The sequence below is a fragment of the Streptomyces sp. NPDC014870 genome, assembly GCF_043081505.1.
GTDB lineage: Bacteria > Actinomycetota > Actinomycetes > Streptomycetales > Streptomycetaceae > Streptomyces.
The window spans coordinates 1-16436 of sequence record NZ_JBIBWQ010000005.1; the positions used below are offsets into that span (position 1 = coordinate 1).

The 16436-nt window shown below is 70.1% G+C and carries 12 protein-coding genes; 3 read left to right on the plus strand and 9 right to left on the minus strand.

What is annotated here, in order from left to right; genetic code table 11:
* Positions 1-356 precede the first annotated feature (356 nt).
* From ACF09C_RS15650 to thyX, 3 genes are all read right to left on the minus strand, one after another.
* On the minus strand, positions 357-2042 hold the full coding sequence (locus ACF09C_RS15650; protein WP_392092018.1) for a ribonuclease J: 1686 nt from the start codon (positions 2040-2042) through the stop codon (positions 357-359).
* A gap of 120 nt (positions 2043-2162) precedes the next feature.
* The gene (gene dapA / locus ACF09C_RS15655) at positions 2163-3062 is read right to left on the minus strand and encodes a 4-hydroxy-tetrahydrodipicolinate synthase (protein WP_392092019.1); all 900 of its coding nucleotides are present in this window, start codon (positions 3060-3062) and stop codon (positions 2163-2165) included.
* A gap of 178 nt (positions 3063-3240) precedes the next feature.
* A complete protein-coding gene (gene thyX / locus ACF09C_RS15660) occupies positions 3241-3990 on the minus strand; it encodes an FAD-dependent thymidylate synthase (protein ID WP_392092020.1) in 750 nt (249 codons plus the stop codon).
* Positions 3991-4188: 198 nt separating this feature from the next.
* Between thyX and ACF09C_RS15665 the strand changes: the two genes are divergently transcribed.
* Complete coding sequence (locus ACF09C_RS15665) at positions 4189-4428, plus strand: hypothetical protein (protein WP_362426828.1); 240 nt, start codon at positions 4189-4191, stop codon at positions 4426-4428.
* 95 nt (positions 4429-4523) lie between these two features.
* On the plus strand, positions 4524-5087 hold the full coding sequence (locus ACF09C_RS15670) for a hypothetical protein (RefSeq protein WP_392092021.1): 564 nt from the start codon (positions 4524-4526) through the stop codon (positions 5085-5087).
* On the opposite strand, the gene ACF09C_RS15675 is transcribed toward ACF09C_RS15670, so the two are convergent.
* The 6 genes from ACF09C_RS15675 to eccD form a co-directional block, all read right to left on the minus strand.
* Positions 5077-5529, minus strand: a complete 453-nt coding sequence (locus ACF09C_RS15675) for a hypothetical protein (protein ID WP_392092022.1) — start codon at positions 5527-5529, stop codon at positions 5077-5079. The genes ACF09C_RS15670 and ACF09C_RS15675 overlap by 11 nt on opposite strands.
* A gap of 5 nt (positions 5530-5534) precedes the next feature.
* Positions 5535-6287: a 4-hydroxy-tetrahydrodipicolinate reductase gene (gene dapB / locus ACF09C_RS15680; protein ID WP_392092023.1), complete on the minus strand. Its 753-nt coding sequence runs from the start codon at positions 6285-6287 to the stop codon at positions 5535-5537.
* A gap of 17 nt (positions 6288-6304) precedes the next feature.
* The gene (locus tag ACF09C_RS15685) at positions 6305-7684 is read right to left on the minus strand and encodes a M16 family metallopeptidase (RefSeq protein ID WP_392092024.1); all 1380 of its coding nucleotides are present in this window, start codon (positions 7682-7684) and stop codon (positions 6305-6307) included.
* A complete protein-coding gene (locus ACF09C_RS15690) occupies positions 7681-9903 on the minus strand; it encodes a polyribonucleotide nucleotidyltransferase (RefSeq protein WP_392092025.1) in 2223 nt (740 codons plus the stop codon). Before ACF09C_RS15690 ends, ACF09C_RS15685 begins: the two co-directional genes overlap by 4 nt.
* Positions 9904-10184: 281 nt before the next feature.
* On the minus strand, positions 10185-10475 hold the full coding sequence (gene rpsO, locus ACF09C_RS15695; RefSeq protein WP_147979976.1) for a 30S ribosomal protein S15: 291 nt from the start codon (positions 10473-10475) through the stop codon (positions 10185-10187).
* Between the two features lie 225 nt (positions 10476-10700).
* Positions 10701-12176, minus strand: coding sequence for a type VII secretion integral membrane protein EccD (gene eccD, locus ACF09C_RS15700; protein WP_392092026.1), 1476 nt, complete (start codon positions 12174-12176; stop codon positions 10701-10703).
* A 171-nt stretch (positions 12177-12347) separates the two neighbouring features.
* Between eccD and eccCa the strand changes: the two genes are divergently transcribed.
* The gene (gene eccCa / locus ACF09C_RS15705; RefSeq protein WP_392092027.1) at positions 12348-16301 is read left to right on the plus strand and encodes a type VII secretion protein EccCa; all 3954 of its coding nucleotides are present in this window, start codon (positions 12348-12350) and stop codon (positions 16299-16301) included.
* Positions 16302-16436 lie beyond the last annotated feature (135 nt).

Here is a 16436-nt window from a genome sequence, read left to right on the forward strand (position 1 = left end):
GTTGATTTTTGGCACGCTGTTGAGTTCTCAAGGAACGGACGCTTCCTTTGTACTCACCCTCTCGGGCTTTCCTCCGGGCTTTTCCCTTCGGTCTTACGTTTCCGACTCTATCAGATCTTTCCGATCCGATTTCCTCGGTGCTTTCCAGCTTCTCGGTTTTTCCCGATCTGCTTTCCGGCGTTGATCCGACTTTATCAGAAGTTCTGAGTCGGATTTCCCGCCCCGTCCGGTCGGCCTATCGGGCACACAGAGGTGCCGGGCTTCCCTTGCTGGCGGAGACGTAAACGTACTGGAGCGGGGCGCCCCGATGCAAATCGAGGTGCCCCGCTCTCAGTTGGCGCTGGTCAGGAGGTCGTTCAGACCTCTACGACGACCGGGAGGATCATCGGGCGCCGGCGGTAGGTGTCGGAGACCCACTTGCCGATCGAGCGGCGGATCAGCTGCTGGAGCTGGTGGGGCTCGACCACGCCGTCCTGGAACGACTTGTTCAGGGCCTGCTCGACCTTCGGGATCACCGCGTCGAACGCGGAGTCCTCGATGCCGGAACCGCGGGCGTGCACGTTCGGGCCGCCCACGATCTTGCCCGTCGAGGAGTCCACCACCACGAAGACCGAGATGATGCCCTCCTCGCCGAGGATGCGGCGGTCCTTCAGGTGGGTCTCGGTGACGTCGCCGACCGAGAGGCCGTCGACGTAGACGTAGCCCGCCTGGACCTTGCCCACGATCCTGGCCTTGCCGTCCACCAGGTCGACGACGACGCCGTCCTCGGCGATGACGATGTGGTCCTTGGGGATACCCGTCATCGCGCCGAGCTCGGCGTTGGCACGCAGGTGGCGCCATTCGCCGTGGACCGGCATCAGGTTCTTCGGGCGGCAGATGTTGTAGAAGTACAGCAGCTCGCCGGCCGAGGCGTGGCCCGAGACGTGGACCTTGGCGTTGCCCTTGTGGATGACGTTGGCGCCCCAGCGGGTCAGGCCGTTGATCACGCGGTAGACCGCGTTCTCGTTGCCCGGGATGAGCGAGGACGCCAGGATCACGGTGTCGCCCTGGACGATCCGGATCTGGTGGTCGCGGTTGGCCATCCGGGAGAGGGCCGCCATCGGCTCGCCCTGGGAACCCGTGCAGACCAGCACGACCTCGTCGTCAGGGAGGTCGTCCAGGGTCTTCACGTCCACGACCAGGCCGGCCGGAACGCGGAGGTAGCCCAGGTCGCGGGCGATGCCCATGTTGCGGACCATCGAGCGGCCGACGAAGGCCACGCGGCGGCCGTATTCGTGGGCCGCGTCGAGGATCTGCTGGATGCGGTGCACGTGGCTGGCGAAGCTGGCCACGATGATGCGCTTCTGGGCGTTGGCGAAGACGTTCCGCAGGACGTTGGAGATGTCCTTCTCCGGCGGGACGAAGCCCGGGACCTCGGCGTTCGTCGAGTCGGACAGCAGGAGGTCGATGCCCTCCTCGCTGAGCCGCGCGAAGGCGTGCAGGTCGGTCAGCCGGCCGTCCATCGGGAGCTGGTCCATCTTGAAGTCGCCGGTCGCGACGGCCATGCCCGCAGGGGTGCGGATGGCGACCGCGAGGGCGTCGGGGATGGAGTGGTTGACGGCGACGAACTCGCAGTCGAAGGGGCCCAGCGCCTCCCGGTCGCCTTCCTTCACCTCGAGGGTGTAAGGGCGGATCCGGTGCTCCTGGAGCTTCGCCTCGATGAGGGCGAGGGTCAGCTTGGAGCCGATGAGCGGGATGTCCGGCTTCAGCCGGAGCAGGTACGGGACGGCGCCGATGTGGTCCTCGTGGCCGTGCGTGAGCACGATGCCCTCGACCTGGTCGAGGCGGTCCTTGATGATGGTGAAGTCGGGCAGGATCAGGTCGATGCCGGGCTGCTCCTCCTCGGGGAAGAGGACGCCGCAGTCGACGACGAGCAGACGGCCGTCGAACTCGAAGACCGTCATGTTGCGGCCGATCTCACCGAGCCCGCCGAGCGGGATGACGCGCAGGCCGCCCTTGGGCAGCTTCGGCGGGGCGCCGAGTTCAGGATGCGGATGACTCAAAAGACTCTCCTCACCACACACGCCACGTACCGCTTGGGCACGTGGCGCGCATGACATTCGTGCACTTGCTGTTGTCAGTCGATCGTTGGTCGATCGGATATTCAGTTGTGAAGTCTGTGGTTACAGCTCTACCCCGCCGGCGGCGAGATCGATCTTGAGCTGGGCGGTCTCGTCCGCCGAGAGCTCCACGAGAGGCAGCCGCAGGGGGCCGGCCGGGAGGCCCTGGAGGGCGAGGGCGGCCTTGGTGGTCATGACGCCCTGGGTGCGGAACATGCCGGTGTAGATCGGCAGGAGCCGCTGGTGGATCTCGGTGGCCTTCTGGACCTCACCGTTCAGGTGGGCGTCGAGGAGGGCGCGGAGTTCCGGGGTCACCACGTGGCCGACGACGGAGACGAAGCCGCAGGCGCCCACGGAGAGCAGCGGCAGGTTGAGCATGTCGTCGCCGGAGTACCAGGCGAGGCCCGAGCGGGCGATGGCCCAGCTGGCGCGGCCGAGGTCGCCCTTGGCGTCCTTGTTGGCGACGATCCGGGGGTGCTCGGCAAGCCGGACGATCGTCTCGGTGTCGATCGGGACGCCGCTGCGGCCGGGGATGTCGTAGAGCATCACCGGGAGCTCGGTGGCGTCGGCGATGGCCGAGAAGTGCCGGTACAGGCCCTCCTGCGGGGGCTTGTTGTAGTACGGCGTGACGGCGAGCAGGCCGTGCGCGCCGTCACGTTCGGCCGTGCGGGCGAGCTCGATGGAGTGGTGGGTGTCGTTGGTGCCGATGCCGGCAACGACGTGCGCGCGGTCGCCGACCGCCTCCAGTACCGCCCGTACCAGCTCCGATTTCTCCGCGTCGCTGGTGGTCGGGGACTCGCCGGTGGTGCCGTTGATGACGAGGCCGTCGTTGCCCGCGTCCACCAGATGGGCGGCGAGTCGCTGGGCACCGTCGAGGTCGAGTGCGCCGTCAGCCGTGAAGGGCGTGACCATGGCGGTGAGGACCCGCCCGAAGGGGGTCTGCGGAGTGGAGATCGGAGCCATGGGTAACACGCTACTCGCTGCTCATCGCCCGGTGTCCCCTCGGGGGACGTGAGAAAGGGAGCCCGGCACTGCCTGCTCGGGGGTTCAAGCAGTGCCGGGTCCGTTTGATCAGCCTAGATGAACTTCGTGAAACGTCGCAATACGGACACTTCGCGTGACTAGGTCGTACATCTGTGCTTTATGGGGCCACACGGCCGTTCTTGTTGAAGGCGGCGTGGGTCAGCGGCATGAGCTCGGCCCAGTGCTGCTCCATCTTCTCGCCGACCATCTCGATCTCCCGCTGCGGGAAGGACGGCACCTTGGCCAGCTCGTGCTGGGTGCGCAGGCCGAGGAAGTGCATCAGCGAGCGTGCGTTGCACGTGGCGTACATCGAGGAGAAAAGACCGACGGGCAGGACCGAGCGGGCGACCTCGCGGGCGACACCGGCGGCGAGCATCTCCTGGTACGCCTCGTACGCCTGGACGTACGAGTCCTCCATGACGCGGCCGGTCAGCTGCTGCTGGGCCTCGGTGCCCTCGACGAAGACGTACTTGCCGGGGCGGCCCTCCTGGACGAGCTTCCGGGAGGCGTCGGGGACGTAGAAGACCGGCTCCAGCTCCCTGTAGCGACCCGATTCCTCGTTGTACGACCAGCCGACGCGGTGCCGCATGAACTCGCGGAACACGAAGATCGGGGCGCTGATGAAGAAGGTCATCGAGTTGTGCTCGAAGGGGCTGCCGTGGCGGTCCCGCATCAGGTAGTTGATGAGCCCCTTGGACCGCTCGGGGTCCTTCTGCAGCTCGTCGAGCGACTGCTCCCCCGCGGTGGAGACGCGGGCCGCCCACAGCACGTCCGAGTCGGCGGCGCTGTGCTTCACCAGTTCGACGGTGACGTCGCTGCGGAAGCTGGGCTTGAGGTCTGCGGCGTCTGTTGAGGGGGTGTCGGTCACCGGCGGGTCCTTCCGAAGTGCGTCGCTCGGGCGGCGCCCACTCTACGGGGAGTCACTGACAGCGCAGTCCGTCGCCTGCTCCCCCACCCACCCGGACGACTTTCTTTGGCCAATTCGGGGAAATCGGGCACCGAATGGTGACTTCGCTCGTCTCTCACTGTGACACCGCGCACCACGACCCCAAGGAGAGTGGCCCCCATGTTTGGCCGGCGAGAGGCTGTCCCGTTCGCGTTCGTCGCAGAGGCCGACCGCTTCCGCAGTAACGTCACTCCGCCGCCGAGGGAGCGCCTCACCGTCTCCGAGGTCGTGGGCCGTACGCTGGTCGGGCTGACCGTCGTGGCCGGTCTCGTCGGCTCGTTGCTCTTCGGGATGCCGTCCATGCAGTCCGGCGGAGCCGACGGCCATCGGCAGCAGTCCGAGGCCTCCGACGGCCGCTGAGCAGTTCGGCCCCCCTGAGGTGGCCAGGTCGAGACCACCTGGGTAGCCTCACCGGGCACAGCCCCTTCGAGCGTGCTTGTGAGTGAGGATCAGTCGTGCCCCTGCCCTTTCTGACGGCCGACCGCGCTTTTGACGCCACCGACGACGTCGCGCTGCCGTTCGACGACCACGACGAGTGGCGTCGGCCCTACCGCCCCGGCCCGTGGCGCGTGGGCGCCTCGGCGCTCGCGCTGCTGGTCGCGTCGTTCGTGCTGTTCGCCGCGGTCATCATCACCGCCGCCGGGGCGGTGAGCGGCGCCGCCGTCACGTTCGGCCTGGCCGCTCTCATCATCGGCTCCGCGCTGCGGATGCTGCGGGTGGGCACCTGGGTCAGCCGGCACGGTGTGCGCCGGGTCGGCTTCTTCTCCACCTCCACCGTGGCGTGGGCCCGGGTGACGCATGTGCGCACGACGCAGCAGCCGGTGCGGTGGTTGGGGCTGCCCCGCACGGTGCAGGGTCAGGCGCTGGTGCTCGGGCGGCAGGGCGGTGAGCAGCTCAACCTGCTCACCGACCACAACGCCGACTTCCTCTCCCGCGTCGAGGCGTTCGACCGCGCGGCCGACACCGTCGAGGCGTGGAACGCCGAGTACGGCGTCGCCCCGGTGCCGGCTACGCGCTGACCGGGCGGCCGGCGTGCAGCGCGATCGCGCGCTGCATCGCCTTGCGGGCCCGCGGGGTGTCGCGGGCGTCGTGATACGCGACCGCGAGCCGGAACCAGCAGCGCCAGTCCTCGGGAGAGTCCTCGGTCTCGGCACGTCGCTTCGCGAAGACCTCGTCGGCCGAGTCACGGTCGATCCGGCCACCGGCCGTGCGCTTCAACTCGTCGACCGGCAGGCCGCCTTCGGCCTCCAGCTCGCGCGCGAGCCGCTGCGCGTTCCGCGCGAACGCGGTGTTCTTCCAGAGGAACCAGCCGCCCACGCAGGGCAGCAGGAACGCGACCGCTCCCATGCCCATGGCGGCCGGTTCGCCGGTCAGGATGAGCAGTACGCCCTCCATCGCCACCACGCCGAAGACGAGGACGAGGACGGTGGCGAGGAAGACGTACGTGATCTTTCCACCCATGACGGTCAGCCCAGGTCCAGGAAGTGTTCCAGGCCGAAGGTGAGGCCCGGAGCGGTGACGACGCGGCGGGCGCCCAGGAGGATGCCCGGCATGAAGCTGGAGTGGTGCAGCGAGTCATGACGGATCGTCAGGGTCTCGCCCTCGCCGCCGAGCAGCACCTCCTGATGGGCCAGCAGACCCGCGAGACGGACGGCGTGGACCCGGACGCCGTCGACGTCCGCGCCGCGGGCGCCGTCCAGGGCCGTCTCCGTCGCGTCCGGCTGGGCGCCGAGGCCGGCCTCGCGGCGGGCGGCGGCGATCAGCTGGGCGGTCCGGGTGGCGGTGCCGCTGGGGGCGTCGACCTTGTGCGGGTGGTGCAGCTCCACGACCTCGACGGACTCGAAGTACGGAGCCGCGATCTGGGCGAACTTCATGGTCAGCACAGCGCCGATGGAGAAGTTCGGGGCGATCAGGACGCCGGTCTCCGGAGAGGCGGCGAGCCAGGTGTTCAGCTGCGCGAGGCGCTCCTCGTTCCAGCCGGTGGTGCCGACGACCGCGTGCATGCCGTGGCGCACGCAGTAGTCGAGGTTCTCCATCACCGAGGCCGGGGTGGTCAGCTCGACGACGACCTGGGCGCCCGCCTCGGCGAGCGTCTCCAGCTTGTCGCCGCGGCCGAGCGCCGCGACCAGTTCCATGTCCTCGGCGGCCTCGACGGCCCGCACGGCCTCCGAACCGATACGGCCCTTGGCTCCGAGGACCGCCACGCGCAGCTTGCTCATGCTCTTGTGAACTCTCTCTAGGAGACGGATTCCTGCAGGCGTGCCGCCTGCTTGTCCTTCAGCGGCCCTATGACGGACAGCGAGGGCCGCTGTCCGAGCACATCACGGGCGACCTCGCGGACCTCGTCCGGGGTGACGGACGCGATCCGGGCGAGCATGTCGTCCACCGACATCTGCGTACCCCAGCACAGCTCGCTCTTGCCGATGCGGTTCATCAGCGCGCCGGTGTCCTCCAGGCCGAGGACGGTCGAGCCCGAGAGCTGGCCGATCGCGCGGGCGATCTCGTCGTCGGTGAGCCCGTCGGAGGCCACCTTGTCGAGCTCGTCGCGGCAGAGCTTCAGGACGTCGTGCACCTGGTTCGGGCGGCAGCCCGCGTACACCCCGAAGAGGCCGCAGTCGGCGAAGCCCGAGGTGTACGAGTACACGCTGTAGGCGAGGCCGCGCTTCTCCCGTACCTCCTGGAAGAGGCGGGAGGACATGCCGCCGCCGAGGGCCGTGTTCAGCACGCCCAGCGCCCAGCGGCGGTCGTCGGTGCGGGCCAGGCCCGGCATGCCGAGGACCACGTGGGCCTGCTCGGTCTTGCGGCCGAGGATCTCGACGGCGCCCGCGGTGCGGATCGTGCGCCGGCCGTCGCGGGGGGCGACGGGGACCGCGTCCGTGCGGGACAGGGCGCCGGCCTTCTCGAAGGCGCGGCGGACCTGGCGTACGACGGTGGCGTGGTCGATGTTGCCCGCGGCGGCGACGACCAGGTGGGTCGGGTCGTAGTGCTTCTTGTAGAAGCGGGCGATCCGACCGCGGTCGAGGGCGTTGATGGTGTCGACGGTGCCCAGGACCGGGCGGCCCAGCGGGGTGTCGCCGAACATGGTGTGCGCGAACAGGTCGTGCACGACGTCGCCCGGGTCGTCCTCGGTCATCGCGATCTCTTCGAGGATGACACCGCGCTCGGCGTCGACGTCCTCGTCGAGGATCAGCGAGCCGGTCAGCATGTCGCAGACCACGTCGATCGCCAGCGGCAGGTCGGTGTCGAGGACCCGCGCGTAGTAGCAGGTGAACTCCTTCGCGGTGAAGGCGTTCATCTCACCGCCGACCGCGTCGAGCGCGGAGGAGATGTCGAGGGCGCTGCGCCGCTTGGTGCCCTTGAAGAGGAGGTGCTCCAGGTAGTGCGTGGCGCCGTTGAGCGTGGGCGTCTCGTCGCGGGAGCCGACGTGCGCCCAGATCCCGAAGGTGGCGGAGCGTACGGACGGCAGGGTCTCGGTGACGATCCGCAGGCCGCCGGGGAGGGTGGTGCGGCGGACCGTGCCGATGCCGTCCTTGCCCGGGAGAAGCGTTTGGGTACGGGCGACGGCCCGCCCCTCCGAAGAGGGGCGGGCCGTCGTCACGGAACTACGGGACGTCACTGGTCGGTGTCGTCCTTCGCGTCCTCAGCGGCAGCGTCCTCGTCCGCGATCACGGGGATCAGGGAGAGCTTGCCGCGCTGGTCGATCTCGGCGATCTCGACCTGGACCTTGGAGCCGACCGCGAGCACGTCCTCGACGTTCTCCACGCGCTTGCCACCGGCGAGCTTGCGGATCTGCGAGATGTGCAGCAGGCCGTCCTTGCCCGGGAGCAGGGACACGAACGCACCGAAGGTGGTGGTCTTGACGACCGTACCCAGGTAGCGCTCGCCGACCTCCGGCATGGTCGGGTTGGCGATGCCGTTGATCGTGGCGCGGGCGGCCTCGGCGGCCGGGCCGTCGGCGGCACCGATGTAGATGGTGCCGTCGTCCTCGATCGTGATGTCGGCGCCGGTGTCCTCCTGGATCTGGTTGATCATCTTGCCCTTGGGGCCGATGACCTCGCCGATCTTGTCCACCGGGATCTTGACGGTGATGATGCGCGGCGCGTTCGGGGACATCTCGTCCGGAACGTCGATCGCCTCGTTCATCACGTCGAGGATGTGCAGACGCGCGTCACGGGCCTGCTTCAGCGCGGCGGCCAGGACCGAGGCGGGGATGCCGTCGAGCTTGGTGTCGAGCTGGAGCGCGGTGACGAAGGTCTTCGTACCGGCGACCTTGAAGTCCATGTCGCCGAAGGCGTCCTCCGCACCGAGGATGTCGGTGAGGGCGACGTAGTGGGTCTTGCCGTCGATCTCCTCGGAGATCAGACCCATGGCGATACCGGCGACGGGGGCCTTCAGCGGCACACCGGCGTTCAGCAGCGACATGGTGGAGGCGCAGACCGAGCCCATGGACGTCGAGCCGTTGGAGCCGAGAGCCTCGGACACCTGGCGGATCGCGTAGGGGAACTCCTCGCGCGTCGGCAGCACCGGCACGATGGCGCGCTCGGCGAGCGCGCCGTGGCCGATCTCGCGGCGCTTGGGCGAGCCCACGCGGCCGGTCTCACCGACGGAGTACGGCGGGAAGTTGTAGTTGTGCATGTAGCGCTTGCGGGTCACCGGGGAGAGGGTGTCCAGCTGCTGCTCCATGCGGAGCATGTTGAGGGTGGTGACGCCCAGGATCTGGGTCTCGCCACGCTCGAACAGCGCCGAGCCGTGCACGCGCGGGATGGCCTCGACCTCGGCGGCGAGCGTACGGATGTCCGTGATGCCGCGGCCGTCGATGCGGACCTTGTCCTTGATGATCCGCTCGCGGACCAGCTTCTTGGTCAGCGCGCGGTAGGCGCCGGAGATCTCCTTCTCGCGGCCCTCGAAGGCCGGGAGGAGCTTCTCGGCGGCGAGCTCCTTGACGCGGTCGAGCTCGGTCTCGCGCTCCTGCTTGCCGGCGATGGTGAGCGCCTGCGCGAGGTCGTTCTTGACGGCGGCGGTGAGCGCCTCCAGGACGTCGTCCTGGTAGTCGAGGTAGACCGGGAACTCGCCGGTGGGCTTGGCGGCCTTGGCGGCGAGGTCCGACTGGGCCTTGCAGAGGACCTTGATGAAGGGCTTCGCGGCCTCGAGACCGGCGGCGACGACCTCCTCGGTCGGCGCCTCGGCGCCGCCCTTGACGAGCTCGATCGTGCGCTCGGTGGCCTCGGCCTCGACCATCATGATCGCGACGTCGCCGTCCTCCAGGACGCGACCGGCGACGACCATGTCGAAGACGGCGTCCTCGAGCTCGGTGTGCGTCGGGAACGCGACCCACTGGCCGTTGATCAGGGCGACACGGGTGCCGCCGATCGGGCCGGAGAAGGGCAGGCCGGCCAGCTGCGTGGAGCAGGAGGCGGCGTTGATGGCGACCACGTCGTAGAGGTGGTCGGGGTTGAGCGCCATGATCGTCTCGACGATCTGGATCTCGTTGCGCAGGCCCTTCTTGAAGGAGGGGCGCAGCGGGCGGTCGATCAGGCGGCAGGTGAGGACGGCGTCCTCGGAGGGGCGGCCTTCCCGGCGGAAGAAGGAGCCGGGGATCTTGCCGGCCGCGTACATCCGCTCCTCGACGTCCACCGTGAGGGGGAAGAAGTCGAGCTGGTCCTTGGGCTTCTTCGACGCGGTGGTCGCGGAGAGGACCATCGTGTCGTCGTCCAGGTACGCGACGGCGGAGCCGGCGGCCTGCTTGGCCAGGCGGCCCGTCTCGAAGCGGATGGTGCGGGTGCCGAAGGTGCCGTTGTCGATGACGGCCTCGGCGTAGTGGGTCTCGTTCTCCACTAGCGGTTTCTCCTACGTGTTCGTCTTTTCGTCCGTCGGCCCGTGTGGCCGGGGACGGTGGTGGAGGAGAAGCGCGCCTTCGGATGCGGGCCGGTCTTCGATCGAAGCACCCGGGGATTCTTGGGGTCCGGGGGCCACTACCGAGGACCGGCGGCGTGCCGGCGGCTTCTCGCTCGTGATGTGTCGTTGTGCGACCAGACTAAGTGCCGGTCGGTACATCGCGCACGTACAGCAAAGGGAGCGGCCCCCTAAAAGTGGGAACCGCTCCCTTCACGGCGTACTTACTTCGCACCGCCGGCCGCACCGCGGCGGATGCCGAGGCGGTCGACCAGGGCACGGAAGCGCTGGATGTCCTTCTTGGCCAGGTACTGCAGCAGGCGGCGACGCTGGCCGACCAGGATCAGCAGACCACGACGGGAGTGGTGGTCGTGCTTGTGCTGCTTGAGGTGCTCGGTGAGGTCCGAGATGCGGCGGGAGAGCATCGCGACCTGGACCTCGGGGGAGCCGGTGTCGCCCTCCTTCTGGCCGAACTCGGCGAAAATCTGCTTCTTCGTAGCGGCGTCGAGAGACACTCGGTACTCCTCTTGGTGTTCGTGCGCCCACGAGTGCCCCTGGTCTTGGTCTCAGGGGAGCTTCCGTGACTCGGAGGCGAAGGTCCGATGAGCGCAGCTCCCAGAGAATCCGGGTGCGCGTACACAAACGGCCGTCACACAGCGTACCAGGTGAGCGGAGGGGGCCAGGTGGGGCCGGGCCGGGGCCCGGCCGGGGGCCTGGGTGGGTGACCCGGCGGGGCCCGTCTACTTGCTGGTCAGGGAGCGGGCCGCCATGAAGACGTCCAGGACCGCGAGGCAGAGCGGGACGAGGGAGAGCAGGACGACGCCCTCGGTCAGGTCGAGCAGGCGCCCCCAGAAGGGGGAGAGCCCCTTCCTGGGGATGATCAGCCCGATGGCGGTGACCAGGGCGGCGCCCGCGGCGACGGCCGCGGTGAGCCAGATCGTACGGATGTCCAGGCCGCCGCGGTCGCCGTGGATCAGCAGGTCCTTCACCAGGTCGGCCGGCGGGTTCAGGGAGAGGCCGAGGACGAGGAGCGCGATGGCGGCGATACCGGCGACCAGGGCGCAGGCGACCTGGGAGGTGTAACGGAAGAGCCGGGCGCGCAGCAGCATCGCCAGGCCCGCGGCGAGGGCGAGGAGCTGGCCCCAGACGTTCCCGGCGAAGCCGAGGACGGCGGCGGAGCCGACGACGACGGCCGCGCAGCCGCCGACGAGGCCGAGGAGCATCTCGTGGCCGCGGCGGGCCTGCAGCGCGATCCGCTCGCCGTCGACCGCCTGGGCCTCCTCCGCGCCGCGGCCGGGCTCGGCGAGGAAGTCGTCGTCGGCGGCGCTGCGCGGGGAGGCGTAGCCGATGGGCAGCCGGGCGAAGCGGGCCGAGAGGCCGGGCAGGAAGGCGACCAGGCCGACGGCGACAGGGGCGCAGACGGCGGCGGTCCCGGTGGCGGAGGCCTCGGTGACGATCGCCAGGAAGGTGGCGACGGTGCCGACGGTCGCCAGGAAGGTGGCCGCCACGAAGGGGGCGTCGCCGCTGGGAGTGAGGGCGACGAGGGTGACGGAGGCGACCAGGACCGTCACGCAGCCGAGCAGGAACTGCAGGCGCCCGGGGCCCTGGCCGGCGTCGGGGCCGACGATGCCGGAGCCGGCGATGAGCAGCAGCGGCAGCGCGCCGAGCCCGAGGGCGATGGCGGTGGCCCGGTCGGCGTAGACCCGGGCGCGGACCCCGGCGAAGGCGGTGAGCAGGACGCCCACGGCGCCGGCGACCACGCCGGGGAGGCTGTGCATGTCGTGCCGGACCGGGTCGGCGAACCACAGCACGAAGCCCATCAGGACGAGCAGGAGCACACCGCCGACGAGGCCGGCGCCGCGCAGCAGGTCGTCGCTCCACAGGTGGCGGTCGCGGGTGACGGCCGAGGCGACGGCGTCGGAGACGTCGTCGAAGACGGCGGGCGGCAGCGACTGGGCGAACGGGCGCAGCGAGAGGACCTCGCCGTCGAGGACCCGCTGGGCGACGAGCGTGCGGGCGCCGTCGAGGACGGTGCCGTCGCGGCGGACCAGGTGGTAGCCGGTCGGGGTGCCGGCCGCCTGGGTCTGGCCGGTGAGCCGCAGGATCTCCGGGTAGACGTCGGCGACGGCGATGTCCTCGGGGAGTGCGACGTCGATACGGCTGTCCGGCGCCACGACGGTGACGCGGCAGAAGCCGGTCCCTACGGTCGTACTCACGTCTCTGAACCCCCTGATTCGCGGTTGCGCACGGTGCGCGCGCCACCCTACCGGGGAGGGACCCGAGTGCCTGCAAGTAGGATCGCGGTCTCGTGGGGGAGGCCGTCGCTCGGGGGCGCCGGTGCGGAACTCCCGCGCGAAGTCCGCCCGTAACGAGGGATTGATGCGCCGGTGAGCCAGATCGTCGTCAAACGCCCGCCGAGGTCCCTTCCTCCGGAAGTACCCAGTGAGGAACTGGTCCTGGAGGCTCCTCCGGAGCTTCCCCGAGGGCAGCAGGAGGGCATGCTGATGCAGCTCCTGCCGATGCTCGGCATGGGTTCGTCGGTGGTCTTCTTCTTCATGCCTGGAGCCCATCCGTTCATGCGGATCATGGGCATCCTGATGCTCGTCTCGACGGTCGGCATGGTCATCGCGCAGCTCGTGCGGTTCCGCAGGGGTACGCAGGGGCAAATGGCGGATGTCCGGCGCGACTACCTCAAATACCTCGCGCAGACCCGGCGTACGGTCCGGCGCACGGCGCGCAGGCAGCGGGACGCCCAGCTCTATCTGCACCCCTCGCCCGAGCAGCTGTGGTCCGTGGTGGCCGAGGGCTCGCGGTTGTGGGAGCGCCGGGTGGGCGACAGCGACTTCGCGCAGGTACGGATCGGGCTCGGCGCCCAGCAGTTGGCGACGCCGCTGGCCGCGCCGGACACCGCGCCGGTGGACGAGCTGGAGCCGCTGTGCGCGGGCGCGATGCAGCAGTTCCTGGCCGTGCACGGCTCGTTGGACGGGCTGCCGATGGCGGTCTCGATGCGGGCGTTCTACCACGTGACGGTCTCCGGTGAGCCGGAGGCGGCCCAGGCCGCGGCGCGCGCCCTGGTCTCCCAGCTGGTGACGCTGCACTCCCCCGACGACCTGATGCTCGCGGTGGTGGCGGCGCGGGGTGCGCAGGAGCGCTGGGACTGGACGAAGTGGCTGCCGCACACGCAGCTTCCGGGCCAGGTCGACGGGGCGGGCACGCGACGGCTCTTCGGCGACGACCTCGGTGAGCTCGAGTCGCTGGTCCGCTCGCGGCTCGACGGGCGGCCCCGGTTCAGCCGGGACAGCCAGCCGGTCCTGGACCAGCCGCACATGGTCGTGGTCCTCGACGGCGGGATGGTGCCGCCGGACTCGCTCCTGGCCGCGCCGGAGGGCCTGCAGGGCGTGACCATCGTCGAGGTCGTCCACGGTGAGCTGGACGAGCCGCGCGGCGGGCTCTCGGTGATCGTGCGGCCCGGGCGGCTGCGCCTGGAGTCGGGCGGCGGCTTCGCGTACGAGGGGGTGCCGGACGGGATGTCGCCGGCGGCCGCCGAGGCGCTGGCGCGCCAGCTGGCCCCGCTGCGGATGGGGGGCGGCGACGACGACGAACCGCTGCTCGCCAACCTGGACTTCACGGATCTGCTGAACCTCGGCGACGCGGCGTCGGTGGACGTGGCGCGGACCTGGCGGCCGCGGTCGGTGGCCGAGCGGCTGCGGGTGCCGATCGGGGTCGGCGAGGACGGCCAGCCGATCATGCTCGACCTGAAGGAGGCGGCGCAGGAGGGCATGGGGCCGCACGGTCTGTGCGTGGGCGCGACCGGTTCCGGCAAGTCGGAGCTGCTGCGCACGCTCGTGCTCGGTCTCGCGGTGACGCACTCGTCGGAGACGCTGAACTTCGTCCTCGCGGACTTCAAGGGCGGTGCGACGTTCGCGGGCATGTCCCAGATGCCGCACGTGGCGGCCGTGATCACCAACCTGGCCGACGACCTCACGCTCGTCGACCGCATGGGCGACGCGATCCGCGGCGAGCTGCAGCGCCGTCAGGAGCTGCTGCGCTCCGCGGGCAACTACGCCAACATCCACGACTACGAGAAGGCGCGGGCGGCCGGTGCGCCGCTGGAGCCGCTGGCCTCGCTGGTCCTGGTCATCGACGAGTTCTCCGAACTGCTGACGGCGAAGCCGGACTTCATCGACATGTTCATCCAGATCGGCCGGATCGGCCGTTCGCTGGGCGTGCATCTGCTGCTGGCCTCGCAGCGCCTGGAGGAGGGCAAGCTCCGGGGCCTGGACACGTACCTCTCGTACCGGATCGGTCTGCGGACGTTCTCGGCGGCCGAGTCACGTACGGCGATCGGCGTGCCGGACGCGTACCACCTGCCGTCGGTGCCGGGTTCGGGCTATCTGAAGTTCGGTACGGACGAGATGACCCGGTTCAAGGCCGCGTACGTCTCGGGGACGTACCGGACGGGCGGGCCGCGGCTGGAGGCGGGGGCGCTGCCGATCGAGCGGCGCCCGGCGGTCTTCACGGCGACGCCGGTGCCGGTGGTCTACGCGGCGCCGGACCCCGCGTACCTGGCGGCGCGGCGCGAGGAGGAGGACGACGCGCTCGCGGACACCGTCCTCGACGTGATCGTGCGCCGTCTGGAGGGGCAGGGCGTGCCCGCGCACCAGGTGTGGCTGCCGCCGCTCGACCAGGCGCCCTCGCTGGACCAGCTGCTTCCGGGGCTCGCGCCGACCGCGCACCGCGGTCTGACGGCGACGGAGTACACCCGTCCCGGCGGTCTGACGGTGCCGCTCGGCCTGATCGACAAGCCCTTCGAGCAGCGGCGCGAGGTGCTGTACCGGGACTTCTCCGGCGCGGCGGGCCACATGATGGTGGTCGGCGGTCCGCAGTCGGGCAAGTCGACGTTGATGCGGACGCTGATCTCGTCGTTCGCGCTCACCCACACCCCGGCCGAGGTGCAGTTCTACGCCCTCGACTTCGGTGGTGGCGGTCTGGCGTCGCTGGCCGAACTGCCGCACGTCGGCGGGGTGGCGTCCCGGCTCGACCCCGAGCGGGTACGGCGTACGGTCGCGGAGGTCCTCGGCGTACTGAACCGGCGCGAGGAGTTCTTCCGCGCGCACTCCATCGACTCGATCGCCACCTACCGGCGCAAGCGGGTCGCGGGTGAACTGCCGGGAGAGCCCTGGGGCGACGTGTTCCTGGTCATCGACGGCTGGGGCGGTTTCCGCAACGAGTACGACATGCTGGAGGGGATCGTCTCCGACATCGCGGCGCGCGGTCTCGGCTACGGCATCCACGTCGTCATCACGGCCGCCCGGTACATGGAGGTCCGTGCGGCGGTCAAGGACCAGATGCTGAGCCGTCTTGAGCTGCGCCTCGGTGACGTGATGGACTCGGAGTTCGACCGGAAGGTGGCGGCGAACGTCCCGACGGGCGTCCCCGGCCGCGGTCAGGTGCCGGAGAAGCTCCACTTCATGACCGCGCTGCCGCGGATCGACGGCTCGGGCTCCTCGGACGACCTCTCGGTCGGCACGGAGGCCTTCGTCGCGGCCGTACGGGGCTCCTGGACGGGTCCGGTGGCGCCGGCGGTCCGGCTGCTGCCGCACAAGCTGCCGGCCGACCAGCTGCCGAAGGGCTTCGAGTTCCCGCAGCACGGCATCGCGTTCGGCATCGACGAGACGCGCCTGGAGCCCGTCTTCGTCAACTTCGACACCGACCCGTTCTTCCTGATCTTCGGCGAGAGCGAGTCCGGCAAGACGAACCTGCTGCGGCTGTTGGCCAAGCAGATCGCGGAGCGGTACTCCCCCGACGAGGCGAAGCTCGTCGTGGGCGACTACCGGCGGGCGCTGCTCGGCAGCCTGCCGGAGGAGCACCTGCTGGAGTACGCGCCGATGGCGAGCTCGATGCAGATGCACATGGAGGCGCTGGCCGGCGTCTTCGCGCGGCGCCAGCCGCCGCAGGACGTGACCCCGCAGCAACTGCGGGACCGCAGCTGGTGGTCGGGGCCGCAGGTCTTCATCATCGTCGACGACTACGACCTGGTGGCCACGAGCGCCGGCAACCCGCTGGCCGCGCTCGCCGAGTACCTGCCGTTCGCCCGGGACACCGGCGTCCGCTTCATCATCGCGCGCAACAGCGCCGGTGCCTCGCGCTCGATGTACGAGCCGTTCATGCAGCGCATCAAGGAGCTGGGCGCGCAGGGCGTGGTCCTCTCCGGCGACCCGCAGGAGGGCGACCTGCTCGGCAGCGCCCGCCCGCGGCCGATGCCGCCGGGGCGGGGCTACTTCGTGGGGCGGCGGGGCGGGTCGGCGCTGGTGCAGACGGGGCGGTTGGCGGAGAGGTGACGGGCGGCCCGTCCGGTCCGGCTCGTGGCTCGCTCTCGGGGGCGGGGCTGCGACAACGATGTTGGACGTGAGCACTTCAGAAGTGCAAACATCTCGGTGACCGGGGGCCCGGCGGCCTTCGCTTCTCCGCCCTCC